The organism is Ancylobacter sp. WKF20 (genome assembly GCF_029760895.1).
In the GTDB taxonomy this organism is placed as follows: Bacteria; Pseudomonadota; Alphaproteobacteria; order Rhizobiales; family Xanthobacteraceae; genus Ancylobacter.
On the sequence record NZ_CP121679.1, the window covers coordinates 3,506,345 to 3,526,329 of the forward strand.

Consider the following 19,985-nt stretch of genomic DNA (forward strand, 5'->3'; position numbering starts at 1 on the left):
ATTGGCGCCGGGCCTGCGCGAAAAGGCCGCGCGCGATGCATCGCCGGCGGGATCGCCGATCCGTCCGCCGTTCAGGCGGCGTGGCGCTCGCCATTGACGCCGAAATGATCGAGATAGCGCGGGCTGATGCGCTCGACCGGCAGCACGATCAGCACATCCGTCGTGCCGAACTGGTGATCGACCACGGCGCCGCGGCCGATCTGCGCGCCGAGCCGCAGATAGCCCTTGATGAGCGGCGGCAGTTCGTTCAGCGCCGCCTTGGCGTCGAGCCCCTCGACCGGCACGAGGTCCATGCGCGCGGCGTGGCGGGGCAGGGCGTCGGCCGACCATTCCGGATCGACCGGGGCGAAATGATGCAGGAAGGCGAGCGGGCGGGCGAGCGCCGCCGGATTAGTGCCTTCCAGGCTGGCGCAGCCGAACATCACATCAATGCCGTGCTGGCGGACATAGGCCCAGATGCCGTGCCAGAGCAGCTCCACTGTGCGCTTGGTGCGGTAGGGGCGCAGCACGCAGGAGCGGCCGAGCTCCAGGAAGCGCCGGCCGGGATGGCGGGCGAGCAGCGGGGCGATGTCGAACTCGCCCGCCGTGTAGAAGCCGCCATGGCGCTGGGCGATCTCCTGCCGCAGCAGCCGGTAGGTGCCGACCACGCGCGGCACGGCGCGGCCGCGCACCATGCGGCAATTGTCATGGTCGAGCACCAGAAGGTGGTCGCAAATGGCGTCGAACGCGTCGACATCGCGCCGGGCGAGGCGGGCGGCGGCGGCGGGGATCGCCGACATCTCCTCATAGAACACCTCGTAGCGCAGGCGCTGGGCGCGGCGCACATCGGCCGCCGTCACCGCGAGGCGCACTTCCAGCGCGCCGATGCGCCCGAGCACCACCGGCCCGCCGGGCGAGCGGCTCTCGCGGTGGCGCAGGCCCGAATAGGAACGCAGCGCCGGCATGAAGCGGGAGGGGTCGAGCGCCGCCGGCACGAGGCGCAGCGGGGCGGGGGTCGACGGGGTGGAGGTTGAAGCGGCACGAGCGGGGCGCAGCGGCCGCAGCAGCGCCGGGGCGAGCACGGAGGGGCGGAGGAAAGCGGGCTTCAGCAGCGCCCGCAGGACCGAGGCGGCGGTGGCAGGCGCCGTTTCGACAGTCGCGTCGGCCAGCATCTCGGTCATCACAATCCCCCGGCTCCGGTCGATTATATCGATCCCCCGAGAAGAATCACATCTCTAGGACGCGCATGTGACAGGCGGCGGGCGTGGCGGGTCGGCCTGGCACCGTCCGCCCCGGGCCATTCCCGCCAGATGTCCGCCGCCTCCCCCTCCGCAGGCGTCATCCCGGCCGGAGCGAAGCGGAGAGCCGGGATCGTCGGGGGGCTTTCGCGGCGCGCGATCCCGGCTCGGCCTTCGGCCGTCCGGGATGACGTTTGAGTTTCAGTACGCCGTCATCCCCGGGCTTGACCCGGGGATCCACGTCTTTGGCGGCGTGCGGCGGCGGGGAGTCGTGGATGGCCGGGTCAAGCCCGGCCATGACGTCGTTAGGGTTGGGCGCCGCGTGGCTTGTCCGGGAAACGGTTTGGCCGCGCCCTTCTGCCGCGCCCGGCACGACGCAGGCCGTCGAGCTACCCCCTCCGCAGGCAGTCATCCCGGCCGCAGCGAAGCGGAGAGCCGGGATCGTTGGGGCATAGGTGGGGCACGATTCTGGCTCGGCGCGCGATCCCGTACCTGCGAGCGATCCCGGCTCGGCCGTTGGCCGTCCGGGATGACGTTGACCTTCAGCACGCCGTCATCCCCGGGCTTGACCCGGGGATCCACGTCTTTGGCGGCGTGCGGCGGGGAGTCGTGGATGGCCGGGTCAAGCCCGGCCATGACGTCGTTAGGGTGGGCGCCGCGTGGCTTGTCCGGGAAACGGTTTGGCCGCGCCCTTCTGCCGCGACCGGCACGATGCTGGCCGGCCATGTGCCTCTGCCGCGCCCGGCAGGACGCAGGCCGTCGAGCTACCCGTCCGCAGGTCGTCATCCCGGCCGGAGCGAAGCGGAGAGCCGGGATCGTTCGGGGGCTTCGGCGGGACACGATCCCGGCTCGGCGCGCGATCCCGTACCTGCGAGCGATCCCGGCTCGGCCGTTGGCCGTCCGGGATGACGCCTTTGCCCCTCACGCGTCCCTCCACATTCGCGCCCGTCATCCCCGGGCTTAACCCGGGGATCCACGTCTTTTCGATGCGTGCGGCGGCCGGGAGTCGTGGATGGCCGGGTCAAGCCCGGCCATGACGTCGTTAAGGTGTGTCGCGACCTCCGCTTTCTCGAAGCGTGGGTGCCACAACCCCGTCGGTTCGCCAGCCCCCCGCCCCCTCACGCCGCCGCGGCGGCGCGGTCGGCGGCGGAGCGGTAGGCGAGGGCTTCGGCGATCTGGGTGCGCCCGACGCTCTCGGCGCCGGCGAGGTCGGCCAGCGTGCGGGCGACGCGCAGCACGCGGTGATAGCCGCGCGCCGAGAGCCGCATCAGCCGGGCGGCGTCCGCCAGCAAAGCCGCGCCCGCCTCGTCCGGGGCGGCGATCTCCTCGAGGATCGGCCCGCTCGCCTCGGCATTGGTCGACAGGTCCGGGCGGCCGAGCGCGCGGAAGCGGGCGCGCTGGGCCTGCCGCGCCGCGCTCACGCGGGCGGCGACCGCCGCGCTCGGCTCGGAAGGGCCCGGCCGCACCAGATCAATCGCCGCCACGGCGGGCACGTCGAGATGCAGGTCGATGCGGTCGAGGAAGGGGCCGGAGAGCCGGTCCTGATACTCGCTGGCGCAGCGCGGCCCGCGCCGGCAGGTATGGCCGGGCTCGCCCGCGCGCCCGCAGCGGCAGGGATTCATCGCGGCGATGAGCTGGAAGCGGGCGGGATAGGCGATGCGGTGATTGGCGCGGGCGATCACCGCCTCGCCGGTCTCCAGCGGCTGGCGCAGCGAATCCAGCACGACGGGGGCGAATTCCGGCAGCTCGTCGAGGAACAGCACGCCATTATGGGCAAGCGAGACCTCGCCCGGCCGCGCCCGCATGCCGCCGCCCACCATGGCGGCCATGCTGGCGGAATGATGCGGGGCGCGGAACGGGCGGCGATTGGTGAGCGCGCCGCCCTGCAGGGCGCCGGCCACCGAGGCGATCATCGAGACCTCCAGCAGCTCGGCCGGGCCGAGCGGGGGCAGGATGGAGGGCAGGCGCTGCGCCAGCATCGACTTGCCGGCGCCCGGCGGGCCGCAGAGCAGGAGATTGTGCCGGCCGGCGGCGGCGATCTCGAGCGCCCGCTTGGCGGTTTCCTGCCCCTTCACCTCGGCGAGGTCCGGCAGCGCGGCGTTGCCGCCCTCAAGCCGGGGCTCGGGCCGGCCGAGCAGCTGGCGGCCGCTGAAATGATTGACCAGCTGCATGAGCGAGGCCGGCGCCAGCACCGGCATGTCCGGGCTCGCCCAGGCGGCTTCCGCCCCGCAGGCTTCCGGGCAGATGAGGCCGTGGCCGCGCGCATTGGCGCCGATGGCGGCGGGCAGCACGCCGGCGACCGGGGCGATGCGGCCATCGAGCGCGAGCTCGCCGACCACGGTAAAGCCGTCCAGCGCGTCGGTGCCGATGGCGCCGATGGCGGCCATGAGGCCGAGCGCGATGGGCAGGTCGTAATGGCTGCCTTCCTTCGGCAAGTCGGCTGGGGCGAGGTTCACCGTGATGCGCCGGGCGGGCAGGGCGAGGCCCGAGGCGATGAGCGCGGCGCGCACCCGCTCCTTGGCTTCGGTCACTGCCTTGTCGGCCAGACCGACCAGATTAAAGGCCGGCAGGCCGGGGCTCACCTGAACTTGAACATCGACCGGGCGCGCCTCGACGCCTTCGAAAGCCACCGTCGCCACGCGCTGGACCATGCCGCGCCCCCGTCGCCCTTGCGCCGTTTTGAGGCGCCCCAAGGGAAATCTAGCGGTTTTACCCTACCGGTCAAGAACATTTAGGGAACACGTTATGGCGCCCATGAGGCGGGTGCGGCGTGTGATCGTGCCTTAGTGATAGAAAAATTCTATCAAGGCACGGAACACCCGAATTGATTTCGTTTCAACGACATAGGAATGTCTGTTTGGAAAATTCTAAAAGAAGGCCCGGGAGAAGATGCCGCATTACGAACCCTGGAGCGAGGAGCGCGCCCGCACGGTGATCGAGGAGTTCTCGCACCTCGAAGGTCCCCTCATGCCCATGCTTCATGCGGTGCAGGAGACGTTTGGCCATGTGCCGGACGCCATCGTGCCCATGCTCGCCGAGAAGCTCAACGTCTCGCGCGCCGAAGTGCACGGCGTCGTGACGTTCTACCATGATTTCCGCCATGAGCCGGCCGGTCGCCACGTGCTGAAGATCTGCCGCGCCGAGGCGTGCCAGGCCGCCGGCGGCGACGCGCTCACCGCCCATGCCGAGCACAAGCTCGGCTGCAAGCTCGGCGAGACCACGGCCGATGGCCGCGTCACCGTCGAGCCCATCTATTGCCTCGGCCTGTGCGCCACGGCTCCCTCGGCCATGCTGGACGGCAAGATCGTCGCGCGGCTGAACGAGCGCCGGCTCGATGCCCTGATCCTGGAGGCGCAGTCGTGACCCTTCGCATCTACGTTCCCAAGGACGCCTGCGCCATCGCCTGCGGCGCCGACGAGGTGGTCGAGGCCATCCAGGCCGCGGCGCTCGCCCGCCGCCAGCCGGTCGAGATAATCCGCAATGGCTCGCGCGGCATGCTGTGGCTGGAGCCGCTGGTCGAGGTGGTGACCCCGGAAGGCCGCATCGGCTACGGCCCGGTCGGCGCCGAGGATGTCGAGAGCCTGTTCGCCGCCGGCTTCCAGGAAGGCGGCGCGCATGCGCTGCGCATCGGCAAGCCGGAAGAGCACCCCTTCATGGCCAAGCAGACGCGCCTCACCTTCGCGCGCTGCGGCATCATCGACCCGGCCTCCTACAGCGATTACCGCGCCCATGGCGGCTATAAGGGCCTCGAGCGCGCTCTGGCCCTCGGCCCGGTGGAGATCATCGAGGAAGTCAAGAAGTCGGGCCTGCGCGGGCGCGGCGGCGCGGGCTTTCCGACCGCCATCAAGTGGAAGACCGTGGCGGACGCCAAGGCCGACCGCAAGTACATCGTCTGCAACGCCGACGAGGGCGATTCCGGCACCTTCGCCGACCGCATGATCATGGAAGGCGACCCCTTCGAGCTGATCGAGGGCATGACAATCGCCGGCATCGCGGTGGGCGCCACCAAGGGCTATGTCTACACCCGCTCGGAATATCCCCACGCCATCTGGGCGATGGAGAAGGCGATCGCCGCCGCCCGCGCCCATGGCATGCTCGGCGTGAACATCGCCGGCTCGCAGTACAGCTTCGACATGGAAGTGCGCATGGGCGCCGGCGCCTATGTGTGCGGCGAGGAGACGGCGCTGCTCGACAGCCTGGAAGGCAAGCGCGGCACGGTGCGCGCCAAGCCCCCGCTGCCGGCGCATAAGGGCCTGTTCCAGAAGCCGACCGTCATCAACAACGTGCTCTCGCTGACCGCCGTGCCGCATATCCTGGCCGATGGCGGCGAGTTCTACGCCAATTTCGGCATGGGCCGCTCGCGCGGCACGATGCCGATCCAGATCGCCGGCAACATCAAGTATGGCGGCCTGTTCGAGACCGCCTTCGGCATTCCGCTCGGCGAGCTGATCAACGACATCGGCGGCGGCACCGCGACCGGCAAGCCGGTCAAGGCGGCGCAGGTCGGTGGCCCGCTCGGCGCCTATGTGCCGACCTGGCAGTTCGACCTGCCCTTCGATTACGAGGCCTTCGCCGCGAAGGACGCGCTGATCGGCCATGGCGGCATCGTCGTGTTCGACGAGGATGCCGACATGAAGAAGATGGCGCGCTTCGCCATGGAGTTCTGCTCCGTGGAGAGCTGCGGCAAGTGCACCCCCTGCCGCATCGGCTCGACGCGCGGCGTCGAACTGATGGACCGCATCATTGCCGGCGAGCGCGTCGAGGCCAACCTCGCGACGCTCACCGATCTCTGCCAGACCATGAAGCTTGGATCGCTTTGCGCCCTTGGCGGGTTTACCCCGTATCCGGTGCTGAGCGCGATGACCCATTTCCCCGAGGAATTTGGCGCCCCGCGCCGCCTCGAAGCCGCTGAATGAGGACGCTGCACATGTCACTCGTCCATGAGATCGACTACGGTACGCCCGCCCCCAAGACCGACAAGATGGTCACGCTGACCATTGACGGGATGGAAGTGACGGTGCCGGAAGGCACCTCCATCATGCGCGCGGCGATGGAAATGGGGACGCAGATCCCCAAGCTCTGCGCCACCGACTCGCTGGAGGCCTTCGGCTCCTGCCGCCTCTGCCTGATCGAGATCGAGGGCCGCAACGGCACCCCGGCCTCCTGCACCACGCCGGTGGCGCCGGGCATCAAGGTCCACACCCAGACCCCGCGCCTCGCGCAGCTGCGCAAGGGCGTGATGGAGCTGTACATCTCCGACCACCCGCTGGACTGCCTGACCTGCGCCGCCAATGGCGACTGCGAGCTGCAGGACATGGCCGGCGCGGTCGGCCTGCGCGAGGTGCGCTACGGCATGGAGGGCAAGAACCACTTCGCCCCCACCTCCGAGCTCGTCATGCCGAAGGACGAGTCGAACCCGTACTTCACCTATGACCCGGCCAAGTGCATCGTCTGCAATCGCTGCGTGCGCGCCTGCGAGGAAGTTCAGGGCACCTTCGCGCTGACCATTTCCGGCCGTGGCTTCGACAGCCGCGTGTCGCCCGGCCAGTCGGAAGCGTTCCTCACCTCCGAGTGCGTGTCCTGCGGCGCCTGCGTGCAGGCCTGCCCGACCGCCACCCTCTCCGAGAAGCGCCTGATCGATATCGGCACGCCCGAGCATTCGGTGGTGACGACCTGCGCCTATTGCGGCGTCGGCTGCACCTTCAAGGCGGAAATGCGCGGCCAGGAAGTGGTCCGCATGGTGCCCTGGAAGGACGGCAAGGCCAATCGCGGCCATAGCTGCGTCAAGGGCCGCTTCGCCTGGGGTTACGCGACCCATCAGGACCGCATCCTGAAGCCGATGATCCGCGCCAAGGTCACCGACCCGTGGCGTGAAGTCTCGTGGGAAGAGGCGATCTCCCACACCGCCTCCGAGCTGAAGCGCATCCAGGACGCCTATGGCCGCAAGTCGGTCGGCGGCATCACCTCCTCGCGCTGCACCAATGAGGAAGCCTATCTCGTCCAGAAGATCATCCGCGCCGGCTTCGGCACCAACAATGTCGACACCTGCGCCCGCGTCTGCCACTCGCCGACCGGCTATGGCCTGAATCAGGCGTTCGGCACCTCGGCAGGCACGCAGGACTTCGACTCGGTCGAGGATTCCGACGTCATCCTCGTGATCGGCGCCAACCCGACCGACGGCCACCCGGTGTTCGGCTCGCGCATGAAGAAGCGCCTGCGCCAGGGTGCCAAGCTGATCGTCGTCGATCCGCGCCGCATCGACCTGGTGCGCTCGCCCCACATCACCGCCGACTTCCACCTGCCGCTGCAGCCGGGCACCAACGTCGCCGTCGTCACCTCGCTCGCCCATGTCGTGGTGACCGAGGGCCTGGTGAACGAGGAATATGTCCGCCAGTTCTGCGACTGGGAGGAATTCCAGGATTGGGCCGAGTTCGTCGCCGACAAGCGCCACTCGCCCGAGGAAGTCGAGAAGCTCTCCGGCGTTCCGGCCGAGCTGATCCGCGGCGCGGCCCGGCTCTACGCCACCGGCGGCAATGCGGCGATCTATTACGGCCTCGGCGTCACCGAGCACTCGCAGGGCTCGACCACCGTCATGGCCATCGCGAACCTCGCCATGGCGACCGGCAATATCGGCCGTCGCGGCGTCGGCGTGAACCCGCTGCGCGGCCAGAACAACGTGCAGGGCTCGTGCGACATGGGCTCGTTCCCGCATGAGCTGCCGGGCTACCGCCACATCTCCGACGACGCGACCCGCGCCACCTTCGAGGCGATGTGGGGCCGTCCGCTCGACGCCGAGCCGGGCCTGCGCATCCCGAACATGCTGGACGCCGCCGTCGACGGCACCTTCAAGGCGATCTACATCCAGGGCGAGGACATCCTCCAGTCCGACCCGGACACCCACCACGTCGCCTCGGGCCTCGCGGCCATGGAGCTGGTGATCGTGCAGGACCTGTTCCTGAACGAGACCGCCAACTACGCCCATGTCTTCCTGCCGGGCTGCACCTTCCTCGAGAAGGACGGCACCTTCACCAATGCCGAGCGCCGCATCCAGCTCGTGCGCAAGGTGATGGCGCCGAAGAATGGCTATGGCGACTGGGAAGTGACGCAGATGCTGGCCAAGGCCATCGGCCTTGACTGGAACTACACCCATCCCTCGCAGATCATGGACGAGATCGCCGCGCTGACCCCGACCTTCGCCGGTGTCTCCTTCAAGCGCCTCGACGAGATGGGCTCGGTCCAGTGGCCGTGCAACGACGCCAACCCCGAGGGCATGCCGATCATGCACATCAACGGGTTCGCGCGCGGCAAGGGCAAGTTCGTCGTCACCGAATATGTGCCGACCGACGAGCGCACCGGCGCCCGCTTCCCGCTGCTGCTCACCACGGGCCGCATCCTCAGCCACTACAATGTCGGCGCGCAGACCCGCCGCACGGAGAACGTGGCGTGGCACCCGGAAGACGTGCTGGAAATCCACCCGCACGATGCCGAGCAGCGCGGCGTGCGCCAGGGCGACTGGGTCCGCATCGACAGCCGTGCCGGTGGCACCACGCTGCGCGCGGAGATCACCGACCGCGTGGCGCCGGGCGTCGTCTACACCACCTTCCACCACCCGACGACGCAGGCCAACGTCGTGACCACGGACTTCTCGGACTGGGCGACCAACTGCCCCGAGTTCAAGGTCACCGCCGTGCAGATCTCGCGCTCGAACGGGCCGTCCGAGTGGCAGGAGGATTACGACGCCTTCGCCCGCCAGAGCCGCCGCATCGCCGTCGCGGCGGAGTGAGCGGGATCCGGTCATGATCCCGCCGGTCCTGCGCGTTTCCCGCCTCGCCTGCGGCCCCCAGGGGGCGCAGGAAGGGGAACGCGCGATACCGGAGGAGACCCCGGTCGCCATCGTCCATAACGGCTCCACCTATGCCGTGATGATGGCGACGCCGGCCGACATCGAGGATTTCGGCTACGGCTTCAGCCTCACCGAGGGCGTCATCGACGACCTCGGTGATGTCGATTCCATCGAGACGCTGGAATTCGACGAGGCCGATGGCGCGGTTGGCATCGAGGTGCGCCTCTGGCTCAACGACGAGCGGGCGCGCCAGATGGTGGCGCGCCGCCGGCAGATTGCCGGCCCCACCGGCTGCGGCCTGTGCGGCGTGGAGAGCCTCGAACTGGCGGTGAGGCCGGCGCGCCTGGTGACCGCGGATCGGCGGTTCACGGCGAAGGAGATTTCCCGCGCCATCGCGGCGCTGCCGCCGGCGCAGGTGCTGAACCGGCAGACGCGGGCGGTTCATGCGGCGGCCTTCTGGCAGCCGGAGGACGGGCTGGTCGCGGTGCGCGAGGATGTCGGGCGCCACAACGCGCTCGACAAGCTGGTCGGCCATCTGGTCCGGCAGGGGCGTGACGCCAGCGCGGGCATCGTGCTGCTGACCAGCCGCGTGTCGATCGAGATGGTGCAGAAGACCGCCAGGCTCGGGGCGGGCGTGCTGGTGGCGGTCTCCGCCCCGACCGCGCTCGCCGTGCGCACGGCGGAGAAGGCCGGCATCACGCTCGCGGCAATCGCCCGCGACGACGGATTTGAAGTGTTTACCCACCCCCATCGCATCGCGGTCGGCGGGGCAGAACAGGAGCGTATCGCCCATGTCGGCTAATACGATGGAACGTCTCGTCTACATGGCGAACCAGATCGGCAAGTTCTTCGAGGTGCAGAAGCACGACCGGGCGGTGCCCGGCATCGCCAAGCACATCAAGGATTTCTGGGACCCGCGCATGCGCGCCCGGATGGAAGACCATCTGGCGGCGGGTGGCGAGGGGCTCTCCCCGCTGGTGTTCGAGGCGCTGAAGACGCTGCCGCCGGTGAGCCGCGACACGATTCCGGCCGCGCACCCGACGCAGGACGTCCCCGGTCCGACCGCGCACGCCCATCACTGAGTCGCGCCTCCTATATAGATCCCCGAATCCAGCGCCCGGCCCCGTGCCGGGCGTTGTCGTATCGGTAACCGGCGACCGTCGCGCTGCCGGCCGCTATCGGCTTCGCCCGCCGCTGGCGCCGGGATGTTGGCGCCGGGATTTCCCTGCCGCGCGAAAGATGCTCCCATGAAGGGCGCGCGATTGAGGTGAAGCCTTCCGAAAGCACCATGCTTCTGCCATCCGGCGGCGGCATGGCTGGTCCGTTGGGTGGGGCGGCGCGGCGGGAGCGGCTTGGATGCACGGTGAAGGCCAGGGTTTTCTGATCGGGGCGCTGATCTTTCTCGCCACCGCCGTCGTCGCCGTGCCGATCGCCAAGCGCCTCGGCCTGTCGCCCATCGTCGGTTACCTGATCGCCGGCGTCGCCATCGGCCCCTCGGGCCTCGGCGCCTTCCACGACCCCGAGCGGATCCTCACCGTGGCCGAAGTCGGCGTGGTGCTGCTGCTCTTCGTCATCGGGCTGGAACTGCAGGTCAGCCGGCTGCTCGCCATGCGCAAGGCGATCTTCGGCGTCGGCGCGGCGCAGCTCGTCTTCACCGGCATCGCCATCGCCTTCCTCACCCGCTTCGGCGGCGACGGCTTTGACTGGCGGGCCGCGGTGGTCGCCGGCCTCTCGCTCGCGCTCTCGGCGACGACGATCGCGCTGCAATTGCTGGAGGACAAGGGCGGCCTCGCCCAGCCCTATGGCCAGCGCACCTTCGCGGTGCTGCTGTTCCAGGATATGGCGGTGGTGCCGCTCATCGCCTTCATGCCGCTGCTCACCCCCGGCGACCATGAGGCGCAGAGCTTCACCCAGTCGGTCGGCCATGTGCTGGTGGTGATCGCGGCGATCGCCATCGTCATCGGCACCGGGCGCTATCTGCTCACCCCGCTGTTCCGCATCCTCGCCCGCTCCGGCGCGCGCGAGGTGATGACGGCGGCGGCGCTGCTGGTCGTGCTCGGCGCGGGCGCGCTGATGGCCTCGGTCGGCATGTCCATGGCGATGGGCGCCTTCCTCGCCGGCGTCATGCTCTCCGAATCGAGCTTCCGCCATGAGCTGGAGGCCAATGTCGACGCCTTTCGCGGACTGCTGGTGGCGCTGTTCTTCATGGGCGTGGGCATGTCGATGAATCTCGACGTGGTTCTCGCCAATGCCCCGCTGCTGATCATCGGCACGCTGCTGGTCACGCTGGTGAAGGCGGTGTCGGTCTGGACGGTGTTCCGCGTCTCCGAGGGCTCCGAGGCCGACGCGGTGCGCTCGGCGACGCTGCTCACCCCGGCGGGCGAGTTCTCCTTCGTGCTGTTCCCGCTGGCGCTCGGGCTCGGGCTCATCACCGCCCGGCAGGGCGACATGCTCGCCGCCTGCGCCGCCATGACCATGCTGCTCGGCCCGCCCGTGGCGATGATCGGCGAGCGCCTCGCCCAGCGCATCGAAGCGCGCCAGCGCCATGACGAGCCGCCGGAGGCGGATTTCAGCGAGGCGCACGGCTCGGTGCTGGTGGTCGGCTTCGGCCGCTTCGGCCAGATCGCCTCGCAATGCCTGCTGGCGCAGGGACTTGAGGTCACCATCATCGACAATGATGTCGAGATGATCCAGAGCGCCGGCCGCTTCGGCTTCCGCATCTATTATGGCGACGGCACGCGGCTCGACGTTCTGCGGGCGGCGGGCGTCGAGCGGGCGCGGGTGGTGGCGATCTGCGTCGACCGGCGCGAGATCGCCGACCGCATCGTCGACATTCTGCAGGCCAATGTGCCGGCGGTGCGCCTGCATGTGCGCGCCTATGACCGCACCCACGCCATTTCGCTGCGCGACAAGGGCGTGGATTTCGAGATGCGCGAGACCTTTGAATCCGCGCTCGCCTTTGGCGAGGCGACGCTGAGGGCGAGCGGCATCGACGCCGAGACGGCGCAGGCGACGGTGGTGGATGTGCGCCAGCGCGATCAGGAGCGGCTGCTGCGCCAGCGCCTGATGGTCACCGCCGACGGCCATATCGGGGTCGAGCCGGAGCCGCTGGTCGCGCCCGAGCGCCTTGCCCAGCCGCTCAACTCCGAGGCCGAGGACGTGCTCAAGCACGAGACCGAGTTTTCCGGCTGATGGCGATGCGCGGCGGGCGCCCCAGCAAGCGCCCCCCTGTGCCCAAGCGCCCGCCGGCGCGCGCCGCTCTCAGCCCGCCGCGCGCGGCAGCACGAACTGCTCGATGGCGTGAGCGACGCCGTCTTCCTCATTGGTGAGGGTCACGAGGTCGGCCTGCGCCTTCACCTCCGGCGCGCCATTGCCCATGGCGATGGCAAGGCCGGCGGTGCCGAACATCGGCAGGTCATTGGCCATGTCGCCGATCACCGCAACCTCCTCCACCGCCACCCCGTAATGCCGGGCGAAGGCGCGCACGGCATAGCCCTTGTCGGTGCCGGGCGGGGTGAGGTCGAGATATTTCGCCTGCGAGCGGCGGGCCGTGGCGCCGGCGCCAACCAGCGCCTGCAGCTCGGGCTCGCTCGCCGCCAGCATCTCGAAATCGGTCGAGGAGAACACGATCTTGCCGGCCCGCGTGACATGGTCGCCAAAGTCGCTCACCAGCGTCGGCGGGAAGGCGACGGTGCGGGTCTCGCCGGCGACATAAGGATTGTCGGGGTCGGTGAGATACCACTCATTGTCGGCGAACACCCAGACCGAGGCGCCGCGCGGCACCATCATGTCGAGGCCCTTCTGCACGGCGGCCGGGTCGATCAGCGTCTCCTCGACCAGGCTGTAATCGCCGCGCAGGATGGTGCCGCCATTGAAGCCGCCGAAAATGTCGAGGCCGAGGGCCTCGTTCAAGAGCCGCATGCCGCGCGGCGGGCGGGCGGAGACGGCGGCGAAGGCGACGCCGGCCGCGCGCAGGCGGCGCACCGCCTCCACCGTGGCGGGGGTGACCTCCTTGGCGCGGTTCACCAGCGTGCCGTCGACATCCGACACCATGAGGCGGATGCGCGAGGGCAGAGGCCGCTTGTCGGCACGTAAATCGGTCATCGCGCGCGGTCCCTTTCGAGCGGCAGCCACTGGAAGCCATCCTGCGCCAGCATCACGTCCGACATGGCCGGGCCGTCGCTGCCGGCGGCATAAAACTGCACGTCGTTCTCGCCGCCGGCTACCGCTTCGAGGATCGGCTCCACAGCTTCCCAGCCGGCCTCGATGGTGTCGGCACGCTGGAACAGCGTGGGATCGCCGCACAGGCAGTCATAGATCAGCGTCTCATAGCCGGTGCTGGGCGCCGCCTTGAAGTAGTCGGTGTATTTGAAATCCATCTGCACGTCGGAAAGCCGCACCTTGCGGCCGGGCACCTTGGCGGCGAAGCGCAGCGACACGCCCTCGTCCGGCTGCACATGGATCACCATCATGTTCGGCTTCAGCGCGGTCGGCAGATGGCTGAACAGCACGCCCGGCGCGCGCTTGAACTGGATGGCGATCTCGGTGCGGCGCTTGGCCAGCGCCTTGCCGGTGCGCACATAGAACGGCACGCCGTTCCAGCGCCAGGAATCGACGAAGCATTTCAGCGCCAGATAGGTCTCCGTCCGGCTGTCCGGGTCGACATCCTTCTCGGCGCGATAATCCTTCACCGGCTGGCCGTTGACGAAGCCGGCGCGGTACTGGCCGCGCACCGCCGCGCCGATCGCCTCGCTCGGGCGCATGTGGCGGATGGCCTCGATCACCTTGGTCTTCTCGGTGCGCACCGCGTCGGCGTCGAACGAGTTCGGCGGCTCCATGGCGGTCATGGCGAGGAGCTGGAACATGTGATTCGGCACCATATCGCGCAGCGCGCCGGTGGTGTCGTAGAAGCCGCCGCGCTGCTCCACCGTCACCGTCTCGGCGGCGGTGATCTGCACGTGGTCGATATATTCCTTGGTCCAGATGGGCTCGAAGATGCCGTTGCCGAAGCGCAGCGCCATCATGTTCTGGACCGTTTCCTTGCCGAGGAAATGGTCGATCCGGTAGATCTGCCGCTCATTGGCGATGGACAGCAGCCGCCGGTTGAGCGCGCGGGCCGAGGGCAGGTCGGTGCCGAAGGGCTTTTCCACCACGATATGGCGGAAGCCGCGCTCCTCCTTCAAAAGGCCGGCCGCGCCGAGCTGCTCGGCAATGGTGGCGAAGAAGCGCGGGGCCACCGCCAGATAGAACACCGCGTTGCAGGTGAGCTGGGCGCGCCCGTCCAGCCGCTCGCGGATGCGCCCATAGGTGGCGGGATCCTCGAAATCGCCGGCCATGTAGCCGATGCGGTTCATCAGCCAGCGCCAGGTCTCGCCGCTGGTGTCGCAGGAGCCCGGCAGCTTGGCGATCTCCTCGGTGAGGAAGGCGCGGTACTCCTCCTCGCTGCGCTCGACATGATCGACGCCGATGATGGCGAAGTCGTCGGCGAGCACGCCCTCATTGGCGAGGTTGTAGAGCGAGGGCAGCAGCAGGCGCTTGGTGAGGTCACCCGAGGCGCCGAAGATGAAGAAGGTGGAGGCCGGTGCCGGCGCCGCATCGGGCGCGAGAACCTTCTGGCCGAGAACGACGGTCTCGCTTCCCATGGCTGTCACGCGGTCACTTGGACTTGAATTCGGAGTGGCCGCCGAACTGGAAGCGCATGGCCGACAGCAGCTTCTCGCCAAAGGTGTGGTCCTGGCGCGAGCGGAAGCGGGCGAACAGCGCGGCGGTGAGCACCTCGGCCGAGACCGCCTCCTCGACGGCGGCTTCCACCGTCCAGCGGCCCTCGCCGGAATCGGCGACCGCGCCGGAATAATCCGTCAGCTTCTCGTCGCTGGTCAGCGCGATGGCGGTGAGGTCGAGCAGCCAGGAGGAGACGACCGAGCCACGGCGCCAGACCTCGGCGATGTCGGCCATGTCCAGCGTGAAGCGCTCGTGCTCGGGCAGCTCGGCCGAGGCCTTGTTCTTGAGGATGTCGAATCCCTCGGCATAGGCCTGCATCAGCCCGTACTCGATGCCGTTATGGATCATCTTGACGAAATGGCCGGAGCCGGCCGGGCCGGTGTGGATGTAGCCCTGCTCGACGCGGGGGTCGCGCGCCTCGCGGCCGGGGGTGCGGGGAATGTCGCCGAGACCCGGGGCGAGGGCGGCGAAGATCGGGTCGAGCCGGTCGACCGCTTCCTTCTCGCCGCCGATCATCATGCAATAGCCGCGCTCGAGGCCCCAGACGCCGCCGGAGGTGCCGACATCGATATAGACGATGCCGCTCTCGCGCAGGCTGGCGGCGCGGCGGATGTCGTCCTTGTAGAAGCTGTTGCCGCCGTCGATGATGACGTCGCCGGCGCTCAGCAGCCCGGCGAGCTCGTTGATGGTGCTCTCCGTCGGGCCGCCCGCCGGCAGCATGACCCACACCGCGCGCGGGGCATCGAGCTTGGCGACGACATCGGCGAGGCTGGTCGCGCCGGTGCTGCCCTCGCTCGCGAGGCCCTCGACCGCGGCGCTGTTGCGATCCCACACGACGCAGGAATGGCCAGCCTTGGTGAGACGGCGCGCGATGTTCCCACCCATGCGGCCAAGACCGACGATACCGAGCTGCATAGACCTGCCTCCGACTGTTGACATTGCCGGCCATGCCGGCACCGCTGCTGACGCCGGCATTGCCGGCCGAGCGCACCCTAAGCCGCCCGTGCGACAATTGAAATGTCGCCCCTGCGCGCTTGGCTGAACATATCGTGGACGCCCGAGCGCGCGCAGCCTCAGAAACGGGGGGCTTACTGTCCAGTAGTGGACGTTCGCGCCGCGGCGTCTGCGCTATTGAGCGACATGCACAAGACCGAAGAAACCGCCCGTGCCATCTGCGCCCTCGATCTGCGCGCCCGCGGCGTCAGCGACGCGGAGCTGCCGGCGCTGGTCGACCGGTTCTGGCCGGTGCTCGCCAACGAGATCCGCCAGGGCATCATGGAGGGCAGCTGGCCCTTCAGCGCGCAGGAAATCGAGGCGCTGACGCAGGATTACCGGCGCGTGCTGAAGCAGCGGCGCTAGGCCGCGCGCGCGGGTGATCGGCATAAGACCCGCCTATCCCATGTGATTTTAGGTCACATTTTACCTTTCCCACCTGTTGGCTGCTCGATAGAGTTGCCGCGAGCGCCAGGAAACCCATCAAGGGCCGGCGTGCGGCAACGGGGCAGGGCATGACGGTAAAGGCGGGGAATGGCGCGCGCATCGATGTGCGGCGTGGGGATGTTTTTGCGCGCGCGGCGTCGGCCCGCTTGCGCCAGGGGCTGCTGGCGGGTGCCGCGCTGATCCCGATGCTCATGGGCGGTGGCGCTGCGCAGGCGGCACCCATGCCCAGTGCCTGCACGGTCACCGGAACGACGATGCTGACCGGCTGCGACGGCACTTATGCCAGCGTCGACATGACGCCCGGCACCGGCTCGCTGACCGTCGACAGTCTCGTCACGGTCTCCGTCATCTATCCGTCGCCGCTCACGCTGGGGATCTACAACCAGACCGTCACGCTGACCGGCACGACGGTGCTGGACAACCCGGACTACAGCGCGCTGATCATGCAGTTCGGCACCGATCACGACGCTCACGTCATAGCCGTCACGGTCAACGCCACGGTCAACATCGGCAGCAACGTCGTGGCGACCGCGGAAGACGGTTTCGGCACCATCTGGGTGCGCAATGATTATGGCGGGTCGGTCACCATCGACAATGCCGGCACGATCACCTACACGGCGACGAACGACGGAGACCTGGTTGCCGCGATCAGCGGCGTGACCAATTTCGGGCCGGTGACGATAACCAATAGCGGCGCGGTCACCTCCAACAATGCCTGGGGCATCTATGCCGACGGCAATTACCGCGGCCCGACCGACGGCCAGCGGGAGACGGTGTCCGTCACCAACACCGAGAGCGGCGTCGTCACCGCCTACACCGCCGGTATCCGCGTCATCGACTATTACGGGCTGGCGGAGCTGACCAATGAGGGCACTGTCACCTCGACGCTTCGGCAGGCGCTGGTGGCCTGGTCGAACAATGGCGATACCACCATCACCAATTCTGGCACCGCAACATCCCAAAATGACAATGCCGTCTATGCGATGACGGAGATCGGCAAGGTCACCGTCACCAATAGTGGCACGGTGACGGCCTATGGCGACCCGACGCTCGACGCGGCTCATATCGCGCTGACCGAAACCCTCTCCGGCTTCAATGGCCTGCGCGGCACGGCCTACACGTCGGGCGATATCGAGATCACCAACGAGGCCACCGGCATCGTCAGTGCCGTTCGCGACGCCGCCATCCTCGCCGAAACGCCGGTCGGCGACATCACGATCACCAATGCCGGCCAGCTCACCGGCAAATATGGCATCGTCGCCAATAGCGGCTTCGCCACCGGCGGCAGCTCGGCCACGGTGCCGACCACGCAGGGCGACATCGACGTTACCAATAGCGGCCAAATCACCGCGACCGACCTTGCCGTGTCGCTCGATGCCACCACCAACCGGCTGGACAATAGCGGGACCATCGAGACCTCCGGCACGACAGCGGTTGAGACCGGCAATGGCAACAGCACGGTCATCAACAGCGGCACCATCGCCGCCGCGACCGCCAGCGACATCGCGGTCAGCATGGGCACGGGCAGCAACCGCTTCGTGCTCGCCGACACCGCGACGGTGACCGGCATCGTCACCAATGCGAGCAGCGGCAACACGCTGGAGCTGACCGGCAGCGCCTCGGGCACGTTCAACCTCGACAGCGTCAATGACACCGGCGCCTATCGCGGCTTCGGTAATCTTGAAAAGTCCGGCACCGGCACCTGGGTGCTCACCGGCGAGAGCCCGACGCTGACCGGCACGGTCACCGTCTCGGCCGGCACGCTGCAGGTCGGCAATGGCGGCACGTCAGGAACCATCGCTGCCAATGTGTCGATCGCCAGTGGCGCCACGCTCACCATCAACCGGTCGGACGATCTCGTCTTCGCCAATGTCATTTCCGGCACCGGCTCGCTGGTGAAGGACGGGGCGAACACGCTGACCCTGACCGGCGAGAACACCTTCTCCGGCGTCGTCACCATCAATGCCGGCACGCTGCAGATCGGCAATGGCGGCGCGACCGGTTCGATTGCCGGCGACATCGTCAATAATGCCGCGCTCGTGTTCAACCGCACCGGCACCTACGACTTCCCCGGCACCATCACCGGCAGCGGCTCCGTCACCATTCTCTCCGGCACGGTGAACTTCATCGGCGCCTCCGGCTATACCGGGCCGATCGACGTGGCCGGCGCTGACCTCGTGCTGACGGAAGGCTCGACCTCCAGCTCCACCTTCACCGTCACCGGCGGTGGCGTGCTGAGCGGCGAGGGCACCATTGCCGGCCTCTCGGTGGGCAATGGCGGCAGCGTCGCGCCGGGCTATTCGCCGGGCACGCTCACCGTCGCCGGCAATGTCGATTTCGGCGGCGGCTCGACCTATGTCGTCGACATCGCCGCCGACGGCACGCACGATCTGATCCTCGCGACCGGCACGGCGACGCTGAGCGGCGGCACGGTGCAGGTGGTGGCGGAGGCCGGCTATGTCACGCCGCTCGCGACCTACACCATCCTCACGGCGGGCGGCGGGCTCACCGGCACCTTCGACACGGTGAGCAGCAATTTCGCCTTCCTCACGCCGATCCTCGGCTATGACGCCAGCAACGTCTATCTGACGCTGGCGCGCAACGACATCAGCTTCGCCAGCGTCGGCCAGACGGCGAACCAGCAGGCGACCGGCGCGGGCGTGGAAACCCTCGGCCTCGGCAACCCGGTCTATGACGCGGTGCTGTCGATCTCGACCACCAACGCTCCCATCGCCTTCGACGCCCTGTCGGGTGAGGCCTATGCGACGGTGACGACCATCTTCGCCCAGCAGTCGAGCTATCTGCGCGAGGCGGTGGGCGGGCGCGTGCGCCAGGGCTTCGCCGAGGACGCGGCGGCGAGCGGCCCGCAGACCGCGGCGCTGACGCCCGGCTCGGGCGCGGTGCTGTGGGCGCAGGGCTATGGCGCCTGGGGCAACAATTCCAGCAATGGCAACGCCGCGAGCGCCGACAGCACTGTGGGCGGCTTCTTCGCCGGCGCCGACATCCCGCTCGGCGACAGCTGGCGGTTCGGCGTGCTGACCGGCTACAGCCGCTCGACCATCGACGTGGATGATCGCGGCTCCTCGGCCGACAGCGACAATTACGATCTCGGCCTGTATGGCGGCGCGCGCTATGGCGCGCTCGGCGTGCTGCTCGGCGCCTCCTACACCTGGCACGACGTGTCGATGAGCCGGAGCATCGCCTTCCCCGGCTATGCCGGGGCGGCGTCCTCCAGCTACGACGCCGCCACCGCCCAGCTCTTCGGCGAGCTGAGCTGGCGCGTGCCGGTGGCGCAGGCGCTGCCCGGCCTGCCGAGCACGGGCACGGGCGCCTATGTCGAGCCCTTTGCCGGCCTTGCCTATGTGAGCCTCACCTCGGACGACTTCACCGAGACCGGCTCCACGGCGGCGCTGACCGGCTCGGCGGCCGATGAGAACGTGTTCTACTCGACGCTGGGCATTCGCGCTGCGACCGAGGTGGAGCTGAAGGGTGGGGTGAAGGCGCGGCCCTATCTCAGCCTCGGCTGGCAATATGCCTTCGGTGATGTGGATCCGACGGCGACCCTCGCCTTCGCCTCGGGCAGCGCCGCCTTCCAGGTGTCGGGCCTGCCGATCGCCCAGAACACCGCGCTGGTCGGCCTCGGCCTTGATGTCGCGCTGTCGGACACGGTGCGGGCGGGCGTGAGCTATGGCGGCCAGTTCGCTTCGGATGCCAGCGACAACACCTTCAAGGGCTCGCTGAACATCCGCTTCTGACCCTCGCGC

Annotated in this window: 13 protein-coding genes; 8 read left to right on the forward strand and 5 right to left on the reverse strand. The window is 68.8% G+C overall.

Translation table 11 applies throughout. The annotated features are described in order from the left end of the window. Positions 1-71: 71 nt before the first annotated feature. Positions 72-1,160, reverse strand: coding sequence for a GNAT family N-acyltransferase (locus tag AncyloWKF20_RS16185; RefSeq protein ID WP_279315022.1), 1,089 nt, complete (start codon positions 1,158-1,160; stop codon positions 72-74). Positions 1,161-2,335: 1,175 nt separating this feature from the next. Further along, complete coding sequence (locus tag AncyloWKF20_RS16190) at positions 2,336-3,868, reverse strand: YifB family Mg chelatase-like AAA ATPase (protein ID WP_279315023.1); 1,533 nt, start codon at positions 3,866-3,868, stop codon at positions 2,336-2,338. Positions 3,869-4,106: 238 nt separating this feature from the next. Here AncyloWKF20_RS16190 and AncyloWKF20_RS16195 point away from each other — a divergent pair, with 238 nt between their 5' ends. The 6 genes from AncyloWKF20_RS16195 (at position 4,107) to AncyloWKF20_RS16220 (ending at position 12,252) form a co-directional block, all read left to right on the forward strand. Further along, entirely contained in the window at positions 4,107-4,580 is a 474-nt protein-coding gene (locus AncyloWKF20_RS16195; protein WP_267584472.1) for a formate dehydrogenase subunit gamma, read from the forward strand. Continuing rightward, a complete protein-coding gene (locus AncyloWKF20_RS16200; RefSeq protein WP_279315024.1) occupies positions 4,577-6,133 on the forward strand; it encodes an NADH-quinone oxidoreductase subunit NuoF in 1,557 nt (518 codons plus the stop codon). The genes AncyloWKF20_RS16195 and AncyloWKF20_RS16200 overlap by 4 nt, the downstream gene beginning before the upstream one ends. An 11-nt stretch (positions 6,134-6,144) precedes the next feature. Further along, positions 6,145-9,000: a formate dehydrogenase subunit alpha gene (gene fdhF, locus AncyloWKF20_RS16205; protein ID WP_279315025.1), complete on the forward strand. Its 2,856-nt coding sequence runs from the start codon at positions 6,145-6,147 to the stop codon at positions 8,998-9,000. Positions 9,001-9,013: 13 nt separating this feature from the next. Then, complete coding sequence (gene fdhD / locus AncyloWKF20_RS16210; RefSeq protein WP_279315026.1) at positions 9,014-9,862, forward strand: formate dehydrogenase accessory sulfurtransferase FdhD; 849 nt, start codon at positions 9,014-9,016, stop codon at positions 9,860-9,862. Beyond that, complete coding sequence (locus tag AncyloWKF20_RS16215; RefSeq protein ID WP_279315027.1) at positions 9,852-10,142, forward strand: formate dehydrogenase subunit delta; 291 nt, start codon at positions 9,852-9,854, stop codon at positions 10,140-10,142. The genes fdhD and AncyloWKF20_RS16215 overlap by 11 nt, the downstream gene beginning before the upstream one ends. 274 nt (positions 10,143-10,416) lie before the next feature. Further along, positions 10,417-12,252 carry a monovalent cation:proton antiporter-2 (CPA2) family protein gene (locus tag AncyloWKF20_RS16220; RefSeq protein WP_279315028.1) on the forward strand — a complete coding sequence of 612 codons (1,836 nt, stop codon included), beginning with the start codon at positions 10,417-10,419 and terminating at the stop codon, positions 12,250-12,252. A gap of 69 nt (positions 12,253-12,321) precedes the next feature. On the opposite strand, the gene AncyloWKF20_RS16225 is transcribed toward AncyloWKF20_RS16220, so the two are convergent. Genes AncyloWKF20_RS16225 through gnd form a run of 3 tightly spaced genes read right to left on the reverse strand, consistent with a single transcriptional unit; the run spans position 12,322 to position 15,696 of the window. Further along, positions 12,322-13,164 carry a Cof-type HAD-IIB family hydrolase gene (locus AncyloWKF20_RS16225; protein ID WP_279315029.1) on the reverse strand — a complete coding sequence of 281 codons (843 nt, stop codon included), beginning with the start codon at positions 13,162-13,164 and terminating at the stop codon, positions 12,322-12,324. Then, positions 13,161-14,702: a glucose-6-phosphate dehydrogenase gene (zwf, locus tag AncyloWKF20_RS16230; protein WP_267584465.1), complete on the reverse strand. Its 1,542-nt coding sequence runs from the start codon at positions 14,700-14,702 to the stop codon at positions 13,161-13,163. Before zwf ends, AncyloWKF20_RS16225 begins: the two co-directional genes overlap by 4 nt. 13 nt (positions 14,703-14,715) lie before the next feature. Next, positions 14,716-15,696 carry a phosphogluconate dehydrogenase (NAD(+)-dependent, decarboxylating) gene (gene gnd / locus AncyloWKF20_RS16235; RefSeq protein WP_279315030.1) on the reverse strand — a complete coding sequence of 327 codons (981 nt, stop codon included), beginning with the start codon at positions 15,694-15,696 and terminating at the stop codon, positions 14,716-14,718. Between the two features lie 225 nt (positions 15,697-15,921). Between gnd and AncyloWKF20_RS16240 the strand changes: the two genes are divergently transcribed. After that, complete coding sequence (locus AncyloWKF20_RS16240) at positions 15,922-16,140, forward strand: hypothetical protein (protein ID WP_279315031.1); 219 nt, start codon at positions 15,922-15,924, stop codon at positions 16,138-16,140. A 149-nt stretch (positions 16,141-16,289) separates the two neighbouring features. Further along, on the forward strand, positions 16,290-19,976 hold the full coding sequence (locus AncyloWKF20_RS16245; RefSeq protein WP_279315032.1) for an autotransporter domain-containing protein: 3,687 nt from the start codon (positions 16,290-16,292) through the stop codon (positions 19,974-19,976). The last annotated feature ends 9 nt before the right edge of the window (positions 19,977-19,985 follow it).